Below are 23314 nucleotides of genomic sequence, written 5' to 3'. Positions count from 1 at the left end.
TATTTGATGAAAATCTTTTTTTTGATGAAAAAATCGCTAACCTTAATTGTTTTATTTTTTTGCATAACAACAAGTTTATCACAAGAAAAAGAACAGAAAACCAAGTTTACAGATTTTTTATCAAAATCATATTACAGTATCAATTTTGGTGGAATTTTCCATTCTTTTTCAAATGATAATTTAGCTTCTGGCTATGCATCTCCAACTGTAAGTAGAAATTGGTTTTCTGGTAGAATGCTTTTGGGTTATAAATTTAAAGAAGATTGGGCTTTGCAATTTGGTACAATTAGACCAGCAGCTTGGTTTAAATATGATAATGTAAATAATATTGGTTACGAGAGTAGTGTTTGGATTAATGCCTGGTTATTATCTCTAAAAAAGGATTTTAGATTGAATGATAAATTCAATTTGTACGCAGAAGCAGGAGTTGCAAACTTAACTAGAGTTGGTTTTTCTATTGGTAATGATGTTGTATATGAAGACGCACACTATGCAAGTTTATTGTATGGCTTTGGTTTGCAATATAAATTATCAGAAAAATGGCGATTATCAGCAAACGGAACTTTCATGCCAAAATCTACAAAGCATAATCAACCAGCAATATCTCAAGCATCTTTTGGTTTTGAATATCATTTACAACAAGTTGATGATAAAACTGCAGAAGAATATGCAAACAATAGCTATTTTTTTCCAAAAAATATTTTTCAGATTAGTTATGGAACTGGTGCAATAGGTTATGGAATGAATGAATTCTTTTCTATGAATGTAAATGTTGGTAATTTCCAAAGTCTTGGAATACCTGTTTTTTGGTTGGGAGATGTAAGAGCAGATCAATCTTTCTCGTTAACATACCAAAGATTAATATATAGGTCAGAAAAGATTTTTTCTTTAGATTGGGGAGTAAGCAGTACTTATTTTAAATCTAGAGGAGGTAAGGATGTTTTTGCTTTTTCAATTTTTCCTGTACTTCGTTTTTATTTATTAAGAAGAGATAGTTTTGATTTTTACACAAACTATTCAATTATTGGGCCAACTTATATAACAGAAAGTACTGTAGATGGCTTTGATATGGGAACAAATATTACATATCAAGACACAATGGGTTTTGGTGTTTTCTTTGGAAAAGAAAGAAAATATAACTTTGAACTACGAATTATGCATTACTCAAATGGTAATATTTTTACTGGCAATGCAGGAGTTGCTGTACCGATTCAATTTACTTTTGGTAAAACTTTTTAAAAATCTGTTATTAATTTCATTAGCTATCAGCTTTTAGTAGTAAATTATTCTTAAAATTAGAACTCATTTATTATTAATCTACTAAATCTATGGGGTAGAAATAATTTTACAATATTATTTCTACTTTATTAAAAATTTATGATGTATGTTTGCATACCCTACTTAATTAGTAGGAATTAAATTTTTAAGTTTTTCTATGATTCTAGATCAAGTTTTTATTGGAAAAAAAAATAAAGAAAAAAGTTTTGAAGAGGCTAAAAATTCTGAAAAACCATTAAGAAGTATTGTAAAAGCATTGAGTTGGCGAATTGTAGGTACGTTAGATACTTTAATTGTATCATACATACTAACAGGAGAAATAATATTAGCTACATCAATTGCTTCAATAGATTTTATCACAAAATTGATTTTGTACTTCTTTCATGAAAGATTATGGAATAAAATAAATTGGGGAAAATAATGAGTGTTAATATAGTGGAAATAAATAAAGAATTACGTTTTAAGAGTCCTACAGAAATTATTAGTTGGGGAATTTCTTTGGCAAAGAATCCAGTAATTACTACAAACTTTAGACCATATGAGGTAGCAATTTTAAATGCAGTTACAGAAGTAAAAAAAGATATAAAAGTAATTTGGTGCGATACAGGTTATAACACCCTTCAAACTTATAAACACGCAGAGGAAATTATAGAAAAGTTAGATTTAAATATCAAATTATATGTTCCAAAGCAAACAGTTGCGCATAGAAATGTGGTTTTGGGAGTTCCTTCAATAGAAGATAAAAAACACCAACTTTTTACAGAGCAAGTAAAATTAGAACCATTTACAAGAGCAATGCAAGAACACAAACCAGATGTTTGGTTTACAAATTTAAGAAAAGGGCAAACTGCCTTTAGAGATAGCATCGATATAGTATCAGAAAGTAAAGACGGAATCCTAAAAGTGAGTCCTTTTTATCATTGGTCAGATAAAGATTTAGACACGTATTTAAATCAATTTAATTTACCAAATGAATTTACATATTTCGATCCAACAAAAGTAGAAAGCAATAGAGAATGTGGTTTGCATATCTAAAAGAAATGATTATGAATCAAAAAACATTACAAGTAGATGCTTTAGAAAGTGAAGCGATTTATATATTTAGAGAAGTAGTGGCACAGTTCGAAAAACCTGTGTTGTTATTTTCTGGCGGAAAAGACAGCATTACGTTAGTTCGTTTAGCACAAAAAGCATTTTTTCCTGCAAAAATTCCTTTCCCTTTAATGCATATAGATACTGGACACAATTTCCCAGAAACCATCGAATTCAGAGATTGGTTAACACAAGAATTAGGTGTAGAATTAATCGTGAGAAATGTGCAAGATAATATCGATAATGGAACTGTAAAAGAAGAAACAGGAAGATATGCAAGTAGAAATATGTTGCAAACTGAAACATTGTTAGATGCTATTGAAGAATTTGGTTTTGATGCGTGTATTGGAGGTGCAAGAAGAGATGAGGAAAAAGCAAGAGCCAAAGAAAGAATCTTTTCAGTAAGAGATGATTTTGGGCAGTGGGATGAAAAAAATCAACGTCCAGAAGTGTTTGATATACTAAATGGAAAAATAGATTTAGGGCAAAATGTACGAGTTTTCCCAATTTCAAATTGGACAGAATTAGACGTTTGGTCGTATATCAAAAAAGAAAATATCGAAATTCCTTCTATTTATTTCGCTCACAAAAGAAAAACATTTTTAAGAGATGGTCTTATTTGGTCTGCAGATGACGAAGTTGTTTTTAGAGATGAAGAAGAAGAAGTTTTAGAAAGAATGGTTCGTTTTAGAACGGTTGGCGATATGAGTTGTACAGCCGCAGTTTTGTCAGATGCAGTAGATATTACAAAAGTAGTCGAAGAAATTAGAGATTCCTCCATTTCAGAAAGAGGCGCAAGAATAGACGATAAACGCTCTGAAGCTGCCATGGAAAAGAGAAAACAACAAGGATATTTCTAAAATTTGCTAAACAAATTTTATGCTATAGGCAATAAGCTTTAAGCAAGAAACAAATTAGATAACACAAGTTTGCTTAAAGCATATAGCTTGAAGCATAAAGCATTAAAAAATGAACGTATTAAAAATAGCAACAGCAGGAAGTGTAGATGATGGTAAAAGTACCTTAATAGGTCGTTTATTATACGACACAAAATCGTTAACTGACGACAAGTTAGAAGCAATTGAAGAAAAAAGCAAGCAAAGAGGTTTCGATTATTTAGATTTTTCTTTGGCAACAGATGGTTTAGTGGCAGAAAGAGAACAAGGAATTACCATTGATGTTGCGCACATTTACTTTTCAACAAGAAAAAAGAGTTTCATTATTGCAGATACTCCAGGTCATATCGAATATACAAGAAATATGGTTACTGGCGCTTCAACAGCACAAGCTTCCATCGTTTTAATTGATGCAAGAAATGGTGTTGTAGAACAAACGTATCGTCATTTTTTTATCAATAATTTATTACGAATTAAAGATGTTGTCATTGCCATTAATAAAATGGATTTGGTCAATTTTTCCGAAGAAAAATACAACATCATTAAAGGAGAAATCGAGTATTTAGCAAGTAAAAGCGAATATAAAAATCAGAATTTGACGTTTATTCCAATGTCTGCTCTAGATGGAGATAATGTGGTTATACCATCAGAAAATATGTCTTGGTATAAAGGAGAAACGTTATTACATCATTTAGAAAGATTAGACGCAGAAGATATTAGTGAAGTTTCGCAAACACGTTTTCCAGTGCAAACGGTTATCAGACCAAAAACACAAGATTATCACGATTTTAGAGGTTATGCTGGGAAAATTTACGGAGGGGATTTTGAAGTTGGAGACGAAGTTTCTGTATTACCATCGCAAACAAAATCAACCATAAAAAGTATTCATTTTTTTAATGAAGAATTCGCAAAAGCAAAAAGCGGAAGTTCTGTAACCATCACTTTAGATGATAATGTGAATGTGAGTAGAGGAGATATGTTAGTGAAAGTTGCGGAACAACCAACAATTGCAAAGCAACTAAACGCCACTATTTGTTGGATGGATTCAGCTCCTTTGCAAGCGTCTCAAAAATATTATATCAAACATGGTGTAAATGACGCTCAAGCAAAAATCACGAAATTGAATACAATTATTAAGACGGATTTCTCTGGGAAAATCGAAAATCCATCAGCATTAGAATTGAACCAAATAGGAGATATTCAATTAAAATTAAGCAAACCTTTATTGGTGGATGCTTACAATCAAAACAAATCAAATGGATCTTTTATTTTAATCAATCCAAAAACAAACAATACAGTTGGAGTCGGTTTTATCCGATAAAAAAAGAAGATTATGCAGAGTTTTAGAACCGAAATAGAAAACCCAGTTGTAGAAAAAGACATTCTGGAATTAGAGAGAAAAATTCAACTTTTTAAAGAAGGTAAAATAGACGAAGAACGTTTTAGAAGTTTACGTTTGGCAAGAGGCGTTTATGGTCAGCGTCAATTTGGCGTTCAAATGATTCGTATAAAATTACCTTACGGAAAAGTAACCAGCGAACAATTACACAGAATTTCTGATGTTTCAGACGAATATTCTCGTGGAAGATTACACATCACTACAAGACAAGATATTCAAATTCATCATGTAAGTTTAGATAGAACTCCAGAATTGTGGGCACAGTTAGAAAAAGACGATATTACATTAAGAGAAGCTTGTGGAAATGCTGTTAGAAATGTGACTGCATCAGAAACTGCAGGAATAGATATTAATGAACCTTTTGATGTTTCACCTTATGCAGATGCAACGTTTAAATTCTTTTTAAGAAACCCAATTTGCCAAGAAATGGGACGTAAATTTAAGATGTCTTTTTCAGGAACTGATGATGATACAGCTATAAGTTTTATACATGATTTAGGTTTTATTGCAAAAATTAAAACTGAAAATGGAGTTGCAAAAAAAGGATTTAAAGTATTATTAGGTGGTGGTTTAGGGTCGCAACCAAGACACGCAGATGTTATTTACGATTTTCTTGAGGAAGATGTTTTAATACCAACAATTGAAGGTGTTTTAAGAGTTTTCGACAGATTTGGTGAGCGTGCTAAAAGAGCTAAAGCAAGGTTGAAATTCTTGGTAAAAGATATTGGTGTAGATGCATTTATAAAATTAGTTGCTGATGAAGTAAATGCTTTAGAAAACAAAAGGTTTAAAATTGATACTACTGCTTTTGAACAACCTATTCCTTTTCAAAATATTGAAATTCCTTCAGTCAAAATTGAAGATGAATTTGCTTTTAATAAGTGGAAAGAAACCAATGTTATCAAACAAAAACAAGAAGGTTTATTCGCTATCGGAATAAAAGTACATTTAGGAGATTTTTATACACCAAAAGCACGTTTGTTAGCAGATTTGGTAAAGAGATATGCAGCAAATGAAATCCGTTTAACATTAAGACAAAATATTTTAATTCGTCATATAAAAGAGGAGTTATTACCTTTCTTTTATGTGGAATTACAAAAATTAGGTTTTACAAATATTGGGTATAATTCTACAGCAGATATTACAGCTTGTCCAGGAACAGATACGTGTAATTTAGGAATTTCGAGCAGTACAGGAATTGCAGTTGCCTTGGAAAAAGTATTGGAAGAAGAATATCCGAAGTATTTAAATAACAAAGAAATTGCCATTAAAATTAGTGGTTGTATGAATGCTTGTGGTCAGCATAATATGGCACATATTGGTTTTCAAGGAATGTCTATAAAAGTTGGAAACTTACAAGCGCCAGCTTTACAAATTTTAATTGGTGGTGGAATTTTAGGAGATGGAAAAGGTCGTTTTTCAGATAAATTAGTAAAAGTACCAAGTAAAAGAGGCCCAGAATCTTTACGTATTTTATTAAATGATGTTGAAGAAAATCAGCAAGAAAATGAGACTTTTTTAGAATATTACGACAGACAAGGAAAAACATATTTCTACGATTTGTTAAAGGGATTGCAAGACACCACCAATTTAGAACCCAACGATTTTATCGATTGGGGACATGATGAAAACTACGTAAAAGCAATTGGAGTAGGAGAATGTGCAGGAGTTGTCATCGATTTAATTGCGACACTTTTATTTGAAAGTGAAGAAAAAATCACCAATTCAGAAGAAGCTTTGAATGAAAATCAGTTTTCTGATAGTATTTACCATGCGTACACATCTCTGGTAAATACAGCAAAAGCATTATTGATTGCAGAAAATGTAAAAACAAATACCCAAGCAGGAATTATTAGTGATTTTCAGAAGTATTTTGTAGACACTAATAAATTCGAATTGAATGGTTCTTTTGAAGATTTAGTATATCAAATTAAAAAAGAAGCACCAACCAAAACATTTGCAGAAAGTTATTTGAATGATGCAAAATCATTTTATAAAAAAGCAGATTCGTTTAGAAAACAAGAAGTTAGTCATGTATAGTAAAATACCAAAATTAACAGTAGTTGGCGCTGGTCCTGGAGATGTAGATTTAATTACATTAAAAGCAGTAAAAGTTTTAAAAAAGGCAGATGTTGTTTTGTATGATGCTTTGGTAAATGAAGAATTATTAGACTTTATAAATCCTAATGCAGAAATCATTTTTGTAGGAAAACGAAGAGGTTGTTACAGATATCAGCAAGAACAAATTAATGATTTAATTGTTGCAAGAGCAAAAACACACGGACACGTAGTTCGTTTAAAAGGTGGAGATCCATTCATCTTTGGAAGAGGAGCAGAAGAAATGGAATTCGCAGCAAGTTTCGGAATAGAAACAGCAATGATTCCAGGAATTTCGTCTTCATTGGCAGTTCCTGCGTATCAAAATATTCCAGTTACTAAACGTGGAAGTGCAGAAAGTTTTTGGGTAATTACTGGAACTACAAAAGAACACAAATTATCGAATGATATTGCTCTGGCTGCAAAATCGAATGCAACAGTTGTGGTGTTAATGGGAATGGGAAAATTACCAGAAATCATCAAATTATTTCAGCAAGAAAATAAAAACGATTTGCCAGTTGCCATCATTCAAAATGGAACAAGAAGTAACGAAAAAGTAGGAATAGGAACTGTAGATACCATTTTAGAAGTGGTAAAAGAGCAAGAATTAAGTAACCCTGCAATTATTGTTTTGGGTGAAGTTGTGAATCATAGAGCAGTTTTAGCGAATATTCAAAATGAGTATTCAAAAGAATTAATAGCCTAATTTATTTTGATGGAAAGAAATAATCTGTATCCTATTTTCTTAAAAACTAAAAACTTAAATGTTTTAATCATTGGTGGTGGTTTTGTGGCAGAAGAAAAACTAACTTTTCTTTTAAAGTCGAGTCCAGATGCGCACGTAACAATGGTTTCACCAATGTTTAGAGAAGGTACAGTAGAGCTTTCAAAAAAAGGTTGTGTAACTTTAATAGCAGATGTTTACAGAAACAGTTATTTAGAAGGAAAACACATGGTTATTGCTACAACTGATATTCCTGAAATAAACATACAAGTTTGGAAAGATTGTAGAGCGCAAGCAAAATTGGTAAATGTTGCTGATAATCCTCCATATTGCGATTTTTATATGGGCGGAATTGTAACCAAAGGAAATGTAAAAATTGCAATTTCTACCAATGGAAAATCACCAACAACAGCCAAAAGATTACGTCAGTTTTTTGAAAATGTAATTCCAGAAAATATTGATGATTTAGTGAAGAATTTAAACGAATATAGAAAAACCATCAAAGGAAACTTTGAAGAAAAAGTAGAAAAGCTAAACGAGTTTACAAAGAGTTTGGTAGAGAAATAAAGTGGCTATTAGCTTTTTGCAATTAGCAATTAGCGAATGGCTAAAAGCAAATAGCTAAAAGCAAAATAAAATTATGATTACAACAGACATACTAATAATTGGAGCAGGACCAACAGGATTATTCACCGTTTTTGAAGCGGGTTTATTAAAATTAAAATGTCATTTAATAGATGCTTTGCCACAAGCTGGCGGACAATGTTCAGAAATTTATCCGAAGAAACCAATTTACGATATTCCTGCATATCCAGAAATTTTAGCAGGAGATTTAACCAAGAATTTATTGGAGCAAATAAAACAATTTGAGCCAGGTTTTACTTTTGGAGAACGTGCAGAAACGATCGATAAACAAGAAGATGGTACATTTATTGTTACCACGAATAAAGGGACAAAACACCATGCAAAAATTGTTGCAATTGCAGGTGGTTTAGGTTCTTTTGAGCCAAGAAAACCATTAATCCCTAATATTGCAGATTTCGAAGATAAAGGAGTAGAATATATGATTAAAGAACCAGAATTTTACAGAGATAAAAAAGTAGTGATTTCTGGTGGTGGAGATTCAGCTTTAGATTGGGCTATTTTCTTGTCTGATATAGCATCAGAAGTAACTTTAATTCACAGAAGAAATGAATTCAGAGGTGCTTTAGATTCCGTTGAAAAAGTACAAGAATTAAAGAATCTAGGAAAGATAAACTTGATAACTCCTGCAGAAGTAAAAGGAATTTTAGGAACCGATAAAGTTACAGGAGTTGCTGTTGAGAAAAAAGGAGAAGATGCTTTTATTGTTGATACAGATCATTTTATTCCACTTTTTGGATTATCTCCAAAATTAGGTCCGATAGGTAATTGGGGATTAGAAATAGAGAAAAATGCCATTAAAGTAAACAACGCTTTAGATTATCAAACAAATATTCCAGGAGTGTATGCGATTGGAGATGTAAATACCTATCCAGGAAAATTAAAATTAATTTTGTGTGGATTTCACGAAGCAACATTAATGTGTCAAAGTGCATATAAAAGAATTTTTCCAGATAAAAAATATGTAATGAAATATACAACAGTTGGTGGAGTAGATGGTTTTGATGGAACACGAAAAGAAGCGCCAAAAGCGGTAGTTAAAGCAATTCAGTAAAAAATAAATAAAGTTTATTAGAAGCTATTTCCAGCTTTCCACTATATCTTTTTTTATGCTTTTAGAAATATCATTGCGAGTTTAAGAAGCAATCTCAAAAAAGGAAAGAGATTACTTCATTCGTTCCTCATTCGTAATGACAGCTAACTAAAAAACAAAAAAAGGATGTCGTTTCAATCTGGGCTAAACTTGTTTGAAACTGATAGTTTTCTTTCAATAAATAGCTAATTTACATTGTTAGGTTTATGTAACTTTGCAGACAATATCAATAATAGAAAAGTAAATGCAAGACATCAATATTAAAATAACAGACAGAAATGGAGTAACTCACGATGTTGTTGCACCAACAGATATGGCAATGAACTTAATGGAAGTTGTACGTTCTTACGAATTGGCAGAAGAAGGTACAATAGGCATTTGTGGAGGAATGGCAATGTGTGCATCTTGCCAATGTTATGTGAATTCTGATCATAATTTACCAGAAATGACAGACGACGAAGACGCAATGTTAGCAGAAGCTTTCAATGTAGAAGATAATAGTAGATTGGGTTGTCAAATACAAATGACGCCAGAATTAGAAGGTTTAGAAGTTGAATTAGCTCCTGAAGATTAATAATTGTTTTGATGAAAGAAGTTGAGCAAATACTTGCATTTAAAAACTACAGTATGTGTTTAAGAGATGCTGTAGGTGTTTTTACCAAACAATTAATTAACAATTTGTTTGATGCTACTCATTTGTTTGAAAGTGGAGCTCAAGTAAGGTTTCAATTTTTAAAAATTTTAGAAAGATTATCCGTAGAAAATAGAGAAGATTTATGGAATAATTTTGAAAGTCATTTTGTAGAAATTAGACAAAAACTAGATTTAGATGCAAAAGCAGCTTATAAAAACGATCCTGCATCAAAGAGTTTAGAAGAGGTATACTTGGCATATCCTGGTTTTTATGCAATTGCTGTGTATAGATTAAGTCATCAATTATTAAAATTAGATATTGCTGTTTTACCAAGAATAATGAGCGAGTTTGCACACAGTATAACAGGCACAGATATTCATCCTGGAGCAGAAATAGGGGAATCATTTTTTATAGATCACGCAACAGGTATTGTTATAGGAGAAACTACTATCATAAAAGATAATGTACAGATTTTTCAAGGGGTAACTTTAGGCGGAATTCAAGTAAAAAAGAGTTTAGCATCTACAAAAAGACACCCAACTATAGAAAGCGGAGTGATTATTTATGCAAATGCAACAATTTTAGGAGGAGATGTTGTTATTGGTGCAAATTCAGTAATTGGCGCAAATGTTTGCATTACAGAACCAATTCCTGCAAATTCAGTAGTTTCTGTACAATCAGAAAACAATATTTTTCAAAAGAGAAGTTAGAATGAAAACAAAAAGTATCATAGATTTTGTAGGGAATACACCTTTGGTAGAAGCACAACAGATTTTTAAAAAAGAAGGTGTAAAATTATTACTAAAATTAGAAGGTAATAATCCTGGTGGAAGTGTAAAAGACAGAGCTGCGTATTATATGATTTCTGAAGCCATCAAAAGAAAAAATATAAAAAAAGGAGATACTTTAGTAGAAGCTACAAGCGGAAATACAGGTATAGCTTTAGCATTAATGGCTAAAGTTTTAGGTGTGAATATGGTAATTACAATGCCAGAAAATTCTACAATTGAAAGAGTAAAAACAATGCGTGCTTATGGGGCAAAAGTAATCTTAACAGATGCTGATAAAGGAATGGAAGGTGCAATTGATTACGCCTTAAAACTGAAATATAAAAAAGGATATTTTCGTTTAAATCAGTTTGATAATTTAGACAATCCAAAAGCACATTACAATACAACTGGGCCAGAAATCTGGAGAGATACAGAAGGACAAGTAACTCATTTTGTTTCTGCTATGGGAACCACAGGAACTATTACAGGAGTTTCAGATTTCCTGAAAGGGAAAAGCGAAGCAATTCAAATTATTGGAGCACAACCCAAAGATTGTGCAAGAATTCCTGGAATTAGAAAATGGAGAAAAGAATATTTACCAGCTATTTTTAAAGCAAATAAAATTGATAAAATTCTTGAAGTTGGTGAAAATGAAGCTAGAGAAATGACCATCCGTTTAGCGAAAGAAGAAGGAATATTTGCAGGAATGAGTAGTGGTGGTTCTGTGGCTACAGCAATAAAAATTGCAAATTCTATTGATAAAGGAGTTGTTGTGGCAATTATTTGTGATAGAGGAGATCGATATCTTTCATCAGATATCTTTGAATAACTATTAATTTTATAATAATTAGTTAATGATTGTCAGTTCGAGTGTTTTTTTAGAAGAATGAAGAAAAATTGCATCGAGAACTAATTTTCTAAAGGATAATTTCAAAGAAAAAGGATATTCATTATAAAAACACAAAAAAAGTTCGTTACTTTGCATCGAATTACAGTTCATAAATTTATTGATACGTTATCACGAAAGGTAGAGGGATTAGACCCAATGAAACCTTGGCAACCTCTCACTATTGAGAAAGGTGCTACATTCTACAGAATTTTATTCTGACAGATAACAGCGAAAAAGATTTCACTTTTCCTGATGACATATTAAAGAAAAATAAATATGTCAAACATTTACAAAGCTTTACAAGAAAGAATTTTAGTTTTAGATGGTGCAATGGGTACTATGCTACAAGCTTATAAATTCACAGAAGAAGATTTTAGAGGAGAACGCTTTAAAGACTATCCTACTCCTTTGCAAGGTAACAACGATTTGTTGTCTATAACTCAACCAGAAGCTATAAAAACCATTCACGGAAAGTATTTTGAAGCTGGTGCAGATATTATAGAAACTAATACGTTTTCTGGAACTACAATTGCTATGGCAGATTATCAAATGGAAGATTTGGTCTATGAATTAAACTATCAATCTGCAAAAATTGCCAAAGAAGTAGCAGATGAATTTACCGCAAAAGATCCTCATAAACCACGATTTGTTGCAGGTTCAATTGGGCCAACAAACAGAACAGCAAGTATGTCTCCAGACGTAAATGATCCTGGATACAGAGCAGTTACTTTTGATGAATTACGTATTGCCTACAAACAACAAGCAGAAGCTTTATTAGATGGTGGAGCTGATATTTTATTGGTAGAAACGGTTTTTGATACTTTAAATGCAAAAGCGGCTTTATTTGCTATTGAGCAAGTAAAAGAAGAACGTAATATTGAAGTCCCTGTGATGTTAAGTGGAACAATTACAGATGCTTCAGGCAGAACATTGTCAGGGCAAACAGCAGAAGCTTTTTTAATTTCTGTTTCTCATATTCCATTGTTGTCTGTAGGATTTAATTGTGCATTAGGGGCTAATTTATTACAACCGCATTTAGAAGCGATAGCCAGTAAAACAGATTTTGCAATTTCTGCACATCCAAATGCAGGTTTGCCAAATGCTTTTGGTGAATATGATGAAACTCCAGAAGAAATGGGAGAACAAATTGAAGAATATCTAAAGAAAAATTTGATCAATATTATTGGAGGATGTTGTGGTACAAGTCCAGAGCATATAAAAGTGATAGCAAATATCGCATCAAAATATAAACCAAGACGTCATTCTGAACTTGTTTCAGAATCACATTAAGTTATGATTTTAGAAGTAGCTATTTTACATATTAAAAAAGGTCTTTCTGAAGATTTTGAGATTGATTTTCAAAAAGCAGAGAGTATTATTTCTTCTAGAAAGGGATATATTTCTCATCAACTAAAAAAGTGTCTTGAGCAAGAAGATAAGTTTATTCTATTAGTGAACTGGGAAACTTTAGAAGATCATGAGATTGGATTCAGAAAATCTGATAAATATCAAGAATGGAAAGAATTATTACATCATTTTTATAAACCATTTCCAACTGTAGAACATTATAAATAACATTTCCTGCAAGGTTTCTAAAACCTTGTAGGTATTTTAATAAACATGAAAGCTAAACAATCACGTTATATGCGTTTATCAGGATTAGAACCACTAATCTTGAATGAAAACAGCAACTTTATCAATGTTGGAGAACGTACAAATGTTGCAGGTTCTCGAAAATTTTTGCGATTAATCAAAGATGAAAAATTTGATGAAGCATTAGATATTGCAAGACATCAAGTAGATGGAGGAGCACAAATTGTTGACATTAATATGGATGATGGGCTTCTTGATGGAAAAGAAGCAATGGTTCGTTTTCTAAATTTAATTGCTGCTGAACCTGATATTTGTAGAGTACCAATGATGATTGATAGTTCTAAATGGGAAATTATAGAAGCTGGTTTGCAAGTTGTACAAGGTAAATGTGTGGTGAATTCTATTTCATTAAAAGAAGGAGAAGAAAAATTTATTTGGGAAGCTAAACAAATAAAAAAGTATGGAGCTGCAGTAATTGTTATGGCTTTTGATGAAGTAGGTCAAGCAGATAATTACGAACGCAGAATAGAAATTGCCAAACGGTCTTATGATATTTTGGTTAATAAAGTTGGTTTTCCGAGTGAAGATATTATTTTCGATTTAAACATTTTTCCAGTTGCAACAGGAATGGATGTACACAGAAGAAATGCTATCGATTTTATTGAAGCAACCAAATGGGTTCGTGAAAATTTACCTAATGTTTCTGTTAGTGGAGGAGTGAGTAACGTGTCTTTCTCTTTCAGAGGGAATAATACAGTTCGCGAAGCAATGCACTCTGTCTTTTTATATCACGCAATTCAAGCAGGTATGAATATTGGGATTGTAAACCCTGCAATGTTAGAAGTTTATGATGATATTCCTAAAGATTTATTAGAACATGTAGAAGATGTAATTCTTGATAGAAGAGCAGATGCTACAGAACGCTTATTAGACTTTGCAGAAACTGTAAAAGGTTCTAAAAAAGAAAAAACAGTCGATTTAAGTTGGAGAGAAAATCCGCTTCAAGACAGAATTACACACGCTTTAGTAAAAGGAATTGACGCTTTTATTATAGAAGACGTAGAACAAGCAAGACAAGAAGCTGCAAAACCAATTGAAGTTATTGAAGGCAATCTAATGATTGGTATGAATGTGGTTGGCGATTTATTTGGAGCAGGAAAAATGTTCTTACCACAAGTAGTAAAATCAGCTAGGGTAATGAAAAAAGCGGTTGCTTATTTAAATCCGTTTATTGAAGCCGAAAAAGGAGAAGAACAAAGGGCTCTTGGAAAAATTCTAATGGCTACAGTTAAGGGTGATGTTCACGATATTGGTAAAAATATTGTGAGTGTTGTTTTGGGTTGTAATAACTACGAAATTGTAGATTTAGGGGTGATGGTTCCACCAGAAAAAATCATAGAAACTGCGAAAAGAGAAAATGTAGATGCGATTGGTTTAAGTGGATTGATAACGCCTTCTTTAGATGAAATGGTCTATTTGGCAAAAGAAATGGAGCGTCAAAATTTTGAGTTGCCTTTGTTAATTGGTGGTGCAACAACCTCTAAAGCCCACACAGCAGTTAAAATTGATACACAATATAAAAACGCAGTTGTTCATGTAAATGATGCAAGTAGAGCAGTAACTGTTGTTGGCGATTTATTAAACAAAAAGTCAAGCCATTTGTATACTGCCAAATTAAAAAAAGATTACGATGAGTTTAGAACCAAGTTTTTAAAACGCGGTAAAGAAAAATCATACATTTCTATTGATGAAGCTCGCAAACGCAAATACAAAATAGATTGGGAAACTTCAGAAATTGTAAAACCAAAAGAACTCGGAATTCAGACTTTAGAACAATTAAGTTTAAAAGAACTGGTTCCATTTATCGATTGGAGTCCATTTTTTAGAAGTTGGGATTTACATGGAAAATTTCCAGCCATTTTAACAGACAAAGTTGTTGGCGAGCAAGCAACAATTATGTTTGAAGAAGCACAAGCAATGATTGATGAAATTATAGCAAAACAACTTTTAAAGCCAAAAGCAATTTTTGGTTTGTTTGAAGCAAATTCAATTAATGAAGATGATATTTCTGTTCAGAAAAAAGGAAAAGAAATTGCTGTTTTTAGAACTTTACGTCAGCAATTAAAAAAGCGTGAAGGTATTGCTAATATTGCACTAGCCGATTTTATTGCACCAAAAGAAACTGAAAAAACTGATTATATTGGTGCTTTTTGTGTAGGTATTTTTGGAGCTCAAGAATTAGCAGATTCTTATAAAGCCAAAGAAGATGATTATAACGCAATTATGGCACAAGCCATTGCAGATAGGTTTGCTGAAGCTTTTGCAGAATATTTGCACAAACAAATCAGAACAAAACATTGGGGTTATTCATCAGATGAAGAATTGACAAATGATGATTTAATTAAAGAAAATTACAAAGGAATTCGTCCTGCTCCAGGTTATCCTGCTTGTCCTGATCATTTAGAAAAAGAAACGATTTGGGAGTTGTTAGATGTAGAAAATCAGATTGGAGTTAGTTTAACAGAAAGTTTGGCAATGTGGCCAGCAGCTGCAGTTTCTGGATATTATTTTGCCAATAAAGAAGCTAAATATTTTGGTTTGGGTAAAATTACAGATGACCAAGTTACAGATTTTGCAGAAAGAAAAGGAATTACAAAAGAGAAAGCTAGAAAGTGGTTGCATCCATCATTGGCGAACTAAATCCTGTAAGGTTTTAAAAACCTTGTAGGTATATGAAAAACAAAAAGTTAATAAATAAGGTTGCTTTTTTAAATTCGTAGCCACGTTGGCAAACGAGTTGCGTTAGCGATTGAAATGGCATCCCCTGAACTTGTTTCAGGGATATAATGGAAAGCGCGACCTGAAAGGTAACGCCCAAATAAATATTAATAATAATTAAAAAGTCCCCTTTGGGGATTTAGGGGAATGAAAATAACAGATCACATAAAAAATGCAAACGGAAAAACATTGTTTTCGTTTGAAATTATTCCGCCAAAAAAAGGAAATAGCATTCAGCAATTGTATGATAATATTGATCCTTTAATGGAATTTAAGCCTCCATTTATAGATGTTACAACTTCTAGAGAAGAGTACGTTTATATAGAAAAGGAAGGCTTATTAGATAAAAAGAAAACCAGAATGCGACCTGGAACTTTAGGTATTTGTGCAGCTATAAAACATAAGTATGATGTTGATACTGTGCCTCACGTATTATGTGGAGGTTTTACCAAAGAAGAGACCGAATATTTGCTGGTTGATTGCCATTATTTAGGTATAGATAATGTAATGGCTTTAAGAGGTGATGCAATGAGTCATCAAAAGTATTTTGAGGCTTCAGCTGGTGGACATCAATATGCAAAAGGTTTGGTTTCTCAAATTCAAAATCTAAATTGTGGTAAATATTTACACGATGTTGTAGAAACAAATAATTGTGCCGATTTTTGTATTGGAGTTGCTGGTTATCCAGAAAAACATTTAGAAGCTCCTTCTTTACAAACCGATTTGAAGCGTTTGAAAGAAAAAGTAGATGCTGGTGCAGATTATGTGGTTACACAAATGTTTTTTGATAATCAAAAGTATTTTGCATTTGTAGATGCTGCTAAAAAAGCGGGAATAAATGTACCAATTATTCCAGGAATTAAACCCATTGCTGTAAAACGTCATTTGCAATTATTGCCTCAAGTTTTTAGAATTGATATTCCAGAAACACTAATTTCTGAAGTAGAAAAATGTAAAACGAATAAAGCTGTTCGTCAAGTTGGTATTGAGTTTGCTATTCGACAATCTAAAGAATTATTAGCAGCAGGTGTGCCAGTTTTACACTATTATTCTATGGGGAAAAGTGATAACATTCACGCAATTGCATCAGAATTATTTTAAAGATTTTATCAAACTACATAAAGACAATTGATAGATAAATAGTAAAAAGCAATTTTTTTAAAAGGTTTTCACTTCTTAAAATATATACTTTTGTGTATTCTTTTTAAATTAATCAATAAATAATATATAAGATGGCATTAGAAATAACAGACGCAACTTTTGATGAAGTAGTATTAAAATCAGACAAACCAGTATTAGTAGATTTTTGGGCAGCTTGGTGTGGACCTTGTAGAATGGTTGGACCAATTGTTGATGAAATTCACGCTGAATATGAAGGTAAAGCTGTTGTAGGAAAAGTTGATGTTGATGCCAATCAAGAATTTGCAGCAAAATATGGAGTTAGAAATATACCAACTGTTTTAATTTTTAAAGATGGTGAAGTTATAGATAAGCAAGTGGGTGTAGCTCCAAAAAATGTGTATACAGGTAAAATTGACGCTGCTATTTAGTAGATTAACAATTTATATAATAGAAAAGGTTTGGCTAATGCTAAACCTTTTTTTATTTTAGGAGTCCTTTTAAACATCTGTTAATTTTAAATAATATTTTACAATTCCTATTTGATTAATACAAAACAATATGAAAAATTTCATCTTTACAGCCTGTTTTTTTATCATTTTTTCTTGTGATAAAAAACAAGAAATACAAAAGTTAGAAGGTGGAGTTTCTTACGAATTAGCTCAATATAGAAAAAAACAAATAACAGATGTTGTTTATAATATTCATTTTAAAATCCCCAAAGAAAAAGAAAAACCAATTAATACTAGATTAAAGATTTTTTTTACTGTAAATGATTTAAGTAAAGATGTCATTGTTGATTTTAATGAAGATAAATCAAGGTTAAATTCAATGAATGTAAATGATGTGTTGTCTAATATAAATCATGAAAATGAACATATTATTATTGATAAAAAATTATTAAGTTTAGGGAGTAATAACATTGAAATATTTTTTGATGCTGGCGAAACATCTCTCAACAGAAATGAGGAGTTTTTATACACTCTATTAGTGCCAGATAGAGCAAGTACGTTGTTTCCTTGTTTTGATCAACCAGACATGAAAGCAAAGTATAACTTAAGAATTACAGCACCAAAAGATTGGAACGTTCTAGCAAGTTCTCATAAAGAAAGTAGTTTAGAAGTTAATAATTTTATAGAGCATACTTTTGAAGAGTCTGATTTAATGAGTACCTATTTATTTTCTTTTGTAGCTGGCAAATTTACAACCAAAACTAAAAACCCAGGAGCGTTTGATATGCAGTTTCTGTATCGAGAAAACAATAAAGAAAAAATTAAAGAAAGTGTTGATAAAGTGTTTCAAATTCATCAAAATTCACTTGACTTTTTAGAAGAATATACTCAAGTAAAGTTTCCATTTCAAAAAATGGATTTTGCAGCAATCCCACCTTTTCAATATGGAGGAATGGAGCATGTAGGAGCGATTCAATACAGACAATCATCTTTGTTTTTAGATAAAAATGCGACTCAAAATCAAAAATTAAGGAGAGCTAAACTTATTGCACATGAAACATCGCATATGTGGTTTGGAGATTTGGTAACAATGAAATGGTTTAATGATGTATGGATGAAAGAAGTATTTGCTAATTTTATGGCAGATAAAATTGTAAATCCTGTATACCCAGAAGTAAATCATAATTTAAGTTTTATGATGAGTCATTACCCAAGTGCATATTCTGAAGATAGAACAAAAGGTACAAATGCAATTCGTCAAAATCTGGATAATCTAAAAAATGCAGGTTCTTTGTATGGTAGAATTATTTACAACAAAGCACCAATTATGATGCGTCAATTAGAGTACTTGTTAGGAGAAGATCTTTTTCAAGAAGGTATCAAAGAGTATATCAATACATATGAAAACTCTAATGCAGATTGGAGTGAGTTAGTATCAATTTTTGATAAAAAAACTACAGGTAATATTAAAAATTGGAGTGATGTTTGGGTAAATTCAGCAGGGAGACCTATTTTTTATGAAGAGATAGAAACGAATGAAAAAGGGAATGTAACCAAGTTCATAATTCATCAAAAAGCAGAAGATAATTCTAATAAAATTTGGACACAATCTTTTAAAATCCAGTTAAAAGATAAACGAGGTTATATAAAAAATATTAACATTAAAAATATTGGTAAATCTTTTGATATTACTTCTGCTACAAAAGATTTTAAGCCTGGTCAAGTTTTATATAATACCAATGGTTTTGGTTATGGAGTTTTTCCTATCTATAAGAACAATATTTACTCTTATAAAGATATTAAGGATGAAGTATCAAGAGGGTATCAATTTATCAATTTATATGAAAACATGTTAATTGGTAAAGTAGATGCTTTTGAAATTTACAAAGTATTTTTAGAGGCGATTTTGTATGAAAAAAATGAATTAATTTTAAATTACTTAACCTCTAGATTAAATACTATTTTTTGGACTTTTTTAAGTGAACAGCAACGCGAAAATTGGTTGCCAACTACAGAACAAACCTTAAAAGAAATTCTTGAAAAAAATAACCCTAAAAATGTAAAAAAGATAGCCTTTAAATTATTAACTCAAATTGGTTATGATACCAAGGCATTGAGAACATTATACGCTGTTTGGAAAAAGCAAAAAGTATATAAAAATCTCTTTTTAAATGAGAGTGATTATACTGATTTAGCTATGAAATTAGTTATTTTTAAACATCCATATTCATCAATAATATTAGATAAACAACAAGATAGTATTTCTAATAAAGATAGGTTAGTACGCTTTAGATGGCTTTTACCTTCTTTAAGTGAATCTTCGCCAGAAAGAGATGATTTCATGGAATCATTATTTTTGAAAGAAAATAGAGAAAAAGAATCTTGGGTACAAACCGCCTTAAATAACATTCATCATCCATTACGTCAAAAATCAGCATCTAAACACTTAAGACCAATTTTAGATAAATTGCAAGAGGTACAAGTTACAGGAGATATATTTTTTCCAAAAAGATGGTTAACTAGTTCTTTTGGTAATTATTCATCAAGAGAGGCTTATAATATTGTACAAGAATTTTTAAAAGATAATCCGAACTATAATAAGAATTTACTACAGAAATTACATCAAACAACAGATAATTTAGTAAGAGCTCAAAAGATTAAGAACTAATATGGATTTATCTGAAGTAAAATCGTCTGAAATAAAAAATCTAGATATACTAGCCAAACAAGTAGTTGAAGGTTTTATTACTGGGATGCATAAAAGTCCTTTTCATGGTTTTTCAGTTGAATTTTCAGAACACAAACTGTATAACAAAGGAGAAAGTACCAGACATATTGATTGGAAGTTATTTGCAAAAACTGAAAAATTATATACCAAAAAATATGAAGAAGAAACAAACTTAAGATGCCATATTATAATTGATAATTCAGCTTCTATGCATTATCCTACTGTGAAAAAACAAACAGTAGATTGTTTAAATAAAGTGGGTTTTGCAGCAGTAGCATCAGCTGCTTTATTAGAGATTCTAAAAAAGCAAAGAGATGCAGTTGGGTTGAGTATTTATGCTGATACATATCAATATTATGCACCCGAAAAAGGGAGTGATCGACATAGAAAAATGTTGTTGCATCAGTTAGAATTATTATTAACTTCAGACTCTAAAGCAACAACAGAAACCTATAAATATTTGCATGAAATTGCAGAGAAAATGCATAGACGTTCTTTGATTTTTTTGTTTACGGATATGTTTCAAACTTCAAAAAAAGAAGAAGAACTTTTTGAAGCTTTACGTCATTTAAAATACAATAAACATGAAGTGGTTTTATTTCATACTTATGATTTAGAAACCGAGTTTAATTTTAATTTTGATAATACACCAAAAAAGATGGTCGATGTAGAATCTGGACAGGAGGTAAATATCTATGCTGAAAATGTTCAAGAAAAGTATAAAAAACTAGTCGATAATTATTTTAAAGATCTTAAAAACAAATGTTTACAGTATCAAATAGATTATGTACCAGTTGATGTTAATGAAGGCTATAATAAAATTTTGACAGCATATTTGTTACAAAGAAAAAATTTTAAATAAAAGTAATTTTGTATTTGCTAATATAAAAATCTGTATTATATTTGCATCCGCTATTAGCAACGGTTTGGTAGTTCAGCTGGTTAGAATATCTGCCTGTCACGCAGGGGGTCGCGGGTTCGAATCCCGTCCAGACCGCAGAAAGGTTCATCGAAAGATGAGCCTTTTTTATTTTCCTTAATGTTTTCGTAGGTTTATCAAGAGCTGTAGGATTAATGTAAATTAAGCTAAATTAAACTGAATTAAAAAAATCCGTCCACTTTCCGTCCACTCTCCTTGTTTTTTCATATTTTTAAGAATATGATAAAAAAATGAATGGACTACGCTTTTTTTTAAAAGACCCTAAAGTCAAAGTAGAAACGCCAGTAATGTTTTCCTACATATATGCTGGTGAAAGGGTTAAATCTACTACTAAACAAAAGATAAAGCCTAGAGCTTGGAATCAAACTGCCCAGTGTGTAAGAAAAAATTTTACTGAATATTCTGATGTACAGAAAGAACTGACTAGAATTAAAATTGTAATTAGCGAAACGATTCAGAATTTAACAAATAAATATTCTAGTCTTCCACCTAAAGAGGAGTTAAAAAGAATACTTGTTAGGAAAATGTTTATGGAAGATGTAATACTTGATACTACATCTCTTTGGGATTACTTCGATTACTTTATAAGTAAACTTTCAAAAAGAAAAAATCCAATTACAAATCGACCGATTGCAAAATCTACAATTTCCGCTTACAATCAAACATTACAAATTATAAAGAGTTTTGAAGAAGAAACAGGAAATGTAATGTCTTTCTTAACACTATCTAATCATACATATGACAATTTGATCGAGTTCCTAGAGGAAGAAGAATATAGTGCTAATACAATAGGAAAGCATATTAAAAATTTAAAGTGCGTTCTTAACCGTGCTCAAACAGAAGATAATATACCTATTTCAGAATCTTATAATAGTAATTATTGGAAGGTATTTAATATAGACAAAAGTCCAGATGAAATAGTTTTTTTAAATGAAGTTGAACTAAAACAGTTGGAAGAAATGAATCTTCAAAAATTCTCTATTGCCGATAAAGCTAGAGACATATTTTTAATAGGAGCATGGACTGGTTTAAGGATAAGCGATATAATAGAGATAAAAAAAACAAATATTGATTTAGAGAAAGGAGTTTTGAAAATTAGGACAGCTAAATCTGACTCTTTTGTAGTAGTGCCGATGATTAAAATTATTGAAGATATTCTAATAAAACATGATTTTAAAGCACCAAAAATTTCAAGACCAGTAATCAATAAGGAAATTAAAGTTCTATGTAGTAGTATTGAATCTTTGAATGAAGAAATATTTATAGTTGAACAAAAAGGAGGAAAACTATTGAAGAATAAGTTCAAAAAGTTTGAGAGAGTTGGTACTCATACAGGTAGACGGTCATTTGCTTCTAACTTTTATAGACAAGTTTACCCAGCTCAGCAAATTATGGCAGCTACAGGGCATAAAAAAGAGAAAGATTTTTACAAGTACATAGGTGTAACGAAAGGAGAGTTGGCGATGGATTTTGCTAAAGAAATAAAGAAAATATATGGATAGCTTTAGTAAACATTTAATAGTACAATTCATTTCTGCTGCTGCTATGAATAAAGCTGAAAGAGCTGTCAAAAATATAGATATCGACAAAGTATATGGACTTTTGAAACAGCAGTTTGATAGAAAGTTGTACGGTGTGGAATTATTTAATGAAGGTAAAGAGCAACTAGAAAGAAATGCTAAATTCGAGCTAACTTTTGTTAATGGAGCTCTTGAAGGATTAAAGCCATACAAATCGGAAGAAAGAAAGCTCTTATTGGAATATAGAGATTACATAGTAGAGAAAGCAGAGTTAGATATTGTTAAGCAGGAGTTTCCTCAGATATTTAGGTCTGAAAGAGCATATAATTTTTTTATAAGAGCCCTTAAAAGTTTTAACGCCATTGACGAAAAACACACTGTTTTAAGAGGAGGTCAAAAAATAATGAATGCAATCCGTAAAAGTTCCTTGTATAAGAAGCATATACTGTTTCAGCCTCTAACCTTAAAATCTTATGTAGAAGAATTGAATAAATTATTTGGGTCAAATATGTGTGTTACGAACTTGACTGATGAAGATTATAATCAGAAGATTGAAGTCGAGGATTACTTAAAAGAGAACTATGAATTTTAGTTAAATTAACCTTCCGAGTTAATCCGAATTTTATCCGAGATTAAATTTTGAAAACCTTGCAGCCATTAAAACAAATGG

The 23314-nt window shown here is 31.2% G+C and carries 21 protein-coding genes, 1 tRNA gene and 1 riboswitch; all 22 genes read left to right on the top strand.

The annotated features are described in order from the left end of the window. Positions 1–24: 24 nt before the first annotated feature. The 22 genes from BTO18_RS17495 to BTO18_RS09545 all read left to right on the top strand — a co-directional run bounded on the left by BTO18_RS17495 (position 25) and on the right by BTO18_RS09545 (position 23236). Entirely contained in the window at positions 25–1239 is a 1215-nt protein-coding gene (locus BTO18_RS17495) for an acyloxyacyl hydrolase (RefSeq protein ID WP_146106907.1), read from the top strand. Positions 1240–1435: 196 nt separating this feature from the next. Continuing rightward, positions 1436–1699 (top strand): DUF2061 domain-containing protein, encoded by a 264-nt coding sequence (locus tag BTO18_RS09645; protein ID WP_105016020.1) that lies wholly within the window; start codon positions 1436–1438, stop codon positions 1697–1699. Next, positions 1699–2313, top strand: coding sequence for a phosphoadenosine phosphosulfate reductase domain-containing protein (locus BTO18_RS09640; protein ID WP_105017540.1), 615 nt, complete (start codon positions 1699–1701; stop codon positions 2311–2313). The genes BTO18_RS09645 and BTO18_RS09640 overlap by 1 nt, the downstream gene beginning before the upstream one ends. Before the next feature lie 11 nt (positions 2314–2324). Beyond that, positions 2325–3230: a sulfate adenylyltransferase subunit CysD gene (gene cysD / locus BTO18_RS09635; RefSeq protein WP_105017539.1), complete on the top strand. Its 906-nt coding sequence runs from the start codon at positions 2325–2327 to the stop codon at positions 3228–3230. Between the two features lie 109 nt (positions 3231–3339). Continuing rightward, a complete protein-coding gene (locus BTO18_RS09630) occupies positions 3340–4587 on the top strand; it encodes a sulfate adenylyltransferase subunit 1 (protein WP_105016019.1) in 1248 nt (415 codons plus the stop codon). A gap of 12 nt (positions 4588–4599) precedes the next feature. Further along, positions 4600–6705, top strand: coding sequence for a ferredoxin-like domain-containing protein (locus tag BTO18_RS09625; RefSeq protein ID WP_105016018.1), 2106 nt, complete (start codon positions 4600–4602; stop codon positions 6703–6705). Then, positions 6698–7468 carry a uroporphyrinogen-III C-methyltransferase gene (gene cobA, locus BTO18_RS09620; RefSeq protein ID WP_211295592.1) on the top strand — a complete coding sequence of 257 codons (771 nt, stop codon included), beginning with the start codon at positions 6698–6700 and terminating at the stop codon, positions 7466–7468. The genes BTO18_RS09625 and cobA overlap by 8 nt, the downstream gene beginning before the upstream one ends. A gap of 9 nt (positions 7469–7477) precedes the next feature. Further along, the gene (locus BTO18_RS09615) at positions 7478–8053 is read left to right on the top strand and encodes a precorrin-2 dehydrogenase/sirohydrochlorin ferrochelatase family protein (protein ID WP_105016016.1); all 576 of its coding nucleotides are present in this window, start codon (positions 7478–7480) and stop codon (positions 8051–8053) included. A 73-nt stretch (positions 8054–8126) separates the two neighbouring features. Further along, the gene (locus BTO18_RS09610; RefSeq protein WP_105016015.1) at positions 8127–9182 is read left to right on the top strand and encodes an NAD(P)/FAD-dependent oxidoreductase; all 1056 of its coding nucleotides are present in this window, start codon (positions 8127–8129) and stop codon (positions 9180–9182) included. Between the two features lie 283 nt (positions 9183–9465). Beyond that, entirely contained in the window at positions 9466–9795 is a 330-nt protein-coding gene (locus tag BTO18_RS09605; protein WP_105016014.1) for a 2Fe-2S iron-sulfur cluster-binding protein, read from the top strand. 11 nt (positions 9796–9806) lie between these two features. Next, entirely contained in the window at positions 9807–10565 is a 759-nt protein-coding gene (gene epsC / locus BTO18_RS09600) for a serine O-acetyltransferase EpsC (RefSeq protein ID WP_105016013.1), read from the top strand. Between the two features lies 1 nt (position 10566). Then, positions 10567–11454 (top strand): cysteine synthase CysM, encoded by an 888-nt coding sequence (gene cysM, locus BTO18_RS09595; RefSeq protein ID WP_105016012.1) that lies wholly within the window; start codon positions 10567–10569, stop codon positions 11452–11454. A 183-nt stretch (positions 11455–11637) separates the two neighbouring features. Continuing rightward, positions 11638–11743: riboswitch (SAM riboswitch) on the top strand. A gap of 47 nt (positions 11744–11790) precedes the next feature. Then, entirely contained in the window at positions 11791–12804 is a 1014-nt protein-coding gene (locus BTO18_RS09590; protein WP_105016011.1) for a homocysteine S-methyltransferase family protein, read from the top strand. A 3-nt stretch (positions 12805–12807) separates the two neighbouring features. Beyond that, positions 12808–13089 carry an antibiotic biosynthesis monooxygenase family protein gene (locus tag BTO18_RS09585; RefSeq protein WP_105016010.1) on the top strand — a complete coding sequence of 94 codons (282 nt, stop codon included), beginning with the start codon at positions 12808–12810 and terminating at the stop codon, positions 13087–13089. A 45-nt stretch (positions 13090–13134) separates the two neighbouring features. Next, the gene (metH, locus tag BTO18_RS09580; protein WP_105016009.1) at positions 13135–15807 is read left to right on the top strand and encodes a methionine synthase; all 2673 of its coding nucleotides are present in this window, start codon (positions 13135–13137) and stop codon (positions 15805–15807) included. A 225-nt stretch (positions 15808–16032) separates the two neighbouring features. Next, positions 16033–16986, top strand: coding sequence for a methylenetetrahydrofolate reductase [NAD(P)H] (metF, locus tag BTO18_RS09575; protein WP_105016008.1), 954 nt, complete (start codon positions 16033–16035; stop codon positions 16984–16986). Positions 16987–17117: 131 nt separating this feature from the next. Next, a complete protein-coding gene (gene trxA, locus BTO18_RS09570) occupies positions 17118–17435 on the top strand; it encodes a thioredoxin (protein WP_105016007.1) in 318 nt (105 codons plus the stop codon). 130 nt (positions 17436–17565) lie between these two features. After that, entirely contained in the window at positions 17566–20124 is a 2559-nt protein-coding gene (locus tag BTO18_RS09565) for a M1 family metallopeptidase (RefSeq protein WP_105016006.1), read from the top strand. Position 20125: 1 nt separating this feature from the next. Beyond that, positions 20126–21046, top strand: coding sequence for a DUF58 domain-containing protein (locus tag BTO18_RS09560; protein ID WP_105016005.1), 921 nt, complete (start codon positions 20126–20128; stop codon positions 21044–21046). 61 nt (positions 21047–21107) lie between these two features. Continuing rightward, a tRNA-Asp gene (locus tag BTO18_RS09555) sits at positions 21108–21181 on the top strand. 173 nt (positions 21182–21354) lie between these two features. Continuing rightward, complete coding sequence (locus BTO18_RS09550) at positions 21355–22626, top strand: tyrosine-type recombinase/integrase (protein WP_105016004.1); 1272 nt, start codon at positions 21355–21357, stop codon at positions 22624–22626. Continuing rightward, on the top strand, positions 22619–23236 hold the full coding sequence (locus tag BTO18_RS09545; RefSeq protein ID WP_105016003.1) for a hypothetical protein: 618 nt from the start codon (positions 22619–22621) through the stop codon (positions 23234–23236). Before BTO18_RS09550 ends, BTO18_RS09545 begins: the two co-directional genes overlap by 8 nt. The last annotated feature ends 78 nt before the right edge of the window (positions 23237–23314 follow it).

The sequence above is a fragment of the Polaribacter porphyrae genome (assembly GCF_002954685.1).
GTDB lineage: Bacteria > Bacteroidota > Bacteroidia > Flavobacteriales > Flavobacteriaceae > Polaribacter > Polaribacter porphyrae.
Note: the sequence above shows the minus strand (reverse complement) of the source record. Positions and strands in the feature narration are given on the sequence as shown.

Bases quoted from the DNA above. Each gene is read 5' to 3' on its own strand.
- BTO18_RS17495 (WP_146106907.1), top strand. From the start codon at position 25: ATGAAAAAATCGCTAACCTTAATTGTTTTATTTTTTTGCATAACAACA.
- BTO18_RS09645 (WP_105016020.1), top strand. From the start codon at position 1,436: ATGATTCTAGATCAAGTTTTTATTGGAAAAAAAAATAAAGAAAAAAGT.
- BTO18_RS09640 (WP_105017540.1), top strand. From the start codon at position 1,699: ATGAGTGTTAATATAGTGGAAATAAATAAAGAATTACGTTTTAAGAGT.
- cysD (WP_105017539.1), top strand. From the start codon at position 2,325: ATGAATCAAAAAACATTACAAGTAGATGCTTTAGAAAGTGAAGCGATT.
- BTO18_RS09630 (WP_105016019.1), top strand. From the start codon at position 3,340: ATGAACGTATTAAAAATAGCAACAGCAGGAAGTGTAGATGATGGTAAA.
- BTO18_RS09625 (WP_105016018.1), top strand. From the start codon at position 4,600: ATGCAGAGTTTTAGAACCGAAATAGAAAACCCAGTTGTAGAAAAAGAC.
- cobA (WP_211295592.1), top strand. From the start codon at position 6,698: ATGTATAGTAAAATACCAAAATTAACAGTAGTTGGCGCTGGTCCTGGA.
- BTO18_RS09615 (WP_105016016.1), top strand. From the start codon at position 7,478: ATGGAAAGAAATAATCTGTATCCTATTTTCTTAAAAACTAAAAACTTA.
- BTO18_RS09610 (WP_105016015.1), top strand. From the start codon at position 8,127: ATGATTACAACAGACATACTAATAATTGGAGCAGGACCAACAGGATTA.
- BTO18_RS09605 (WP_105016014.1), top strand. From the start codon at position 9,466: ATGCAAGACATCAATATTAAAATAACAGACAGAAATGGAGTAACTCAC.
- epsC (WP_105016013.1), top strand. From the start codon at position 9,807: ATGAAAGAAGTTGAGCAAATACTTGCATTTAAAAACTACAGTATGTGT.
- cysM (WP_105016012.1), top strand. From the start codon at position 10,567: ATGAAAACAAAAAGTATCATAGATTTTGTAGGGAATACACCTTTGGTA.
- BTO18_RS09590 (WP_105016011.1), top strand. From the start codon at position 11,791: ATGTCAAACATTTACAAAGCTTTACAAGAAAGAATTTTAGTTTTAGAT.
- BTO18_RS09585 (WP_105016010.1), top strand. From the start codon at position 12,808: ATGATTTTAGAAGTAGCTATTTTACATATTAAAAAAGGTCTTTCTGAA.
- metH (WP_105016009.1), top strand. From the start codon at position 13,135: ATGAAAGCTAAACAATCACGTTATATGCGTTTATCAGGATTAGAACCA.
- metF (WP_105016008.1), top strand. From the start codon at position 16,033: ATGAAAATAACAGATCACATAAAAAATGCAAACGGAAAAACATTGTTT.
- trxA (WP_105016007.1), top strand. From the start codon at position 17,118: ATGGCATTAGAAATAACAGACGCAACTTTTGATGAAGTAGTATTAAAA.
- BTO18_RS09565 (WP_105016006.1), top strand. From the start codon at position 17,566: ATGAAAAATTTCATCTTTACAGCCTGTTTTTTTATCATTTTTTCTTGT.
- BTO18_RS09560 (WP_105016005.1), top strand. From the start codon at position 20,126: ATGGATTTATCTGAAGTAAAATCGTCTGAAATAAAAAATCTAGATATA.
- BTO18_RS09550 (WP_105016004.1), top strand. From the start codon at position 21,355: ATGAATGGACTACGCTTTTTTTTAAAAGACCCTAAAGTCAAAGTAGAA.
- BTO18_RS09545 (WP_105016003.1), top strand. From the start codon at position 22,619: ATGGATAGCTTTAGTAAACATTTAATAGTACAATTCATTTCTGCTGCT.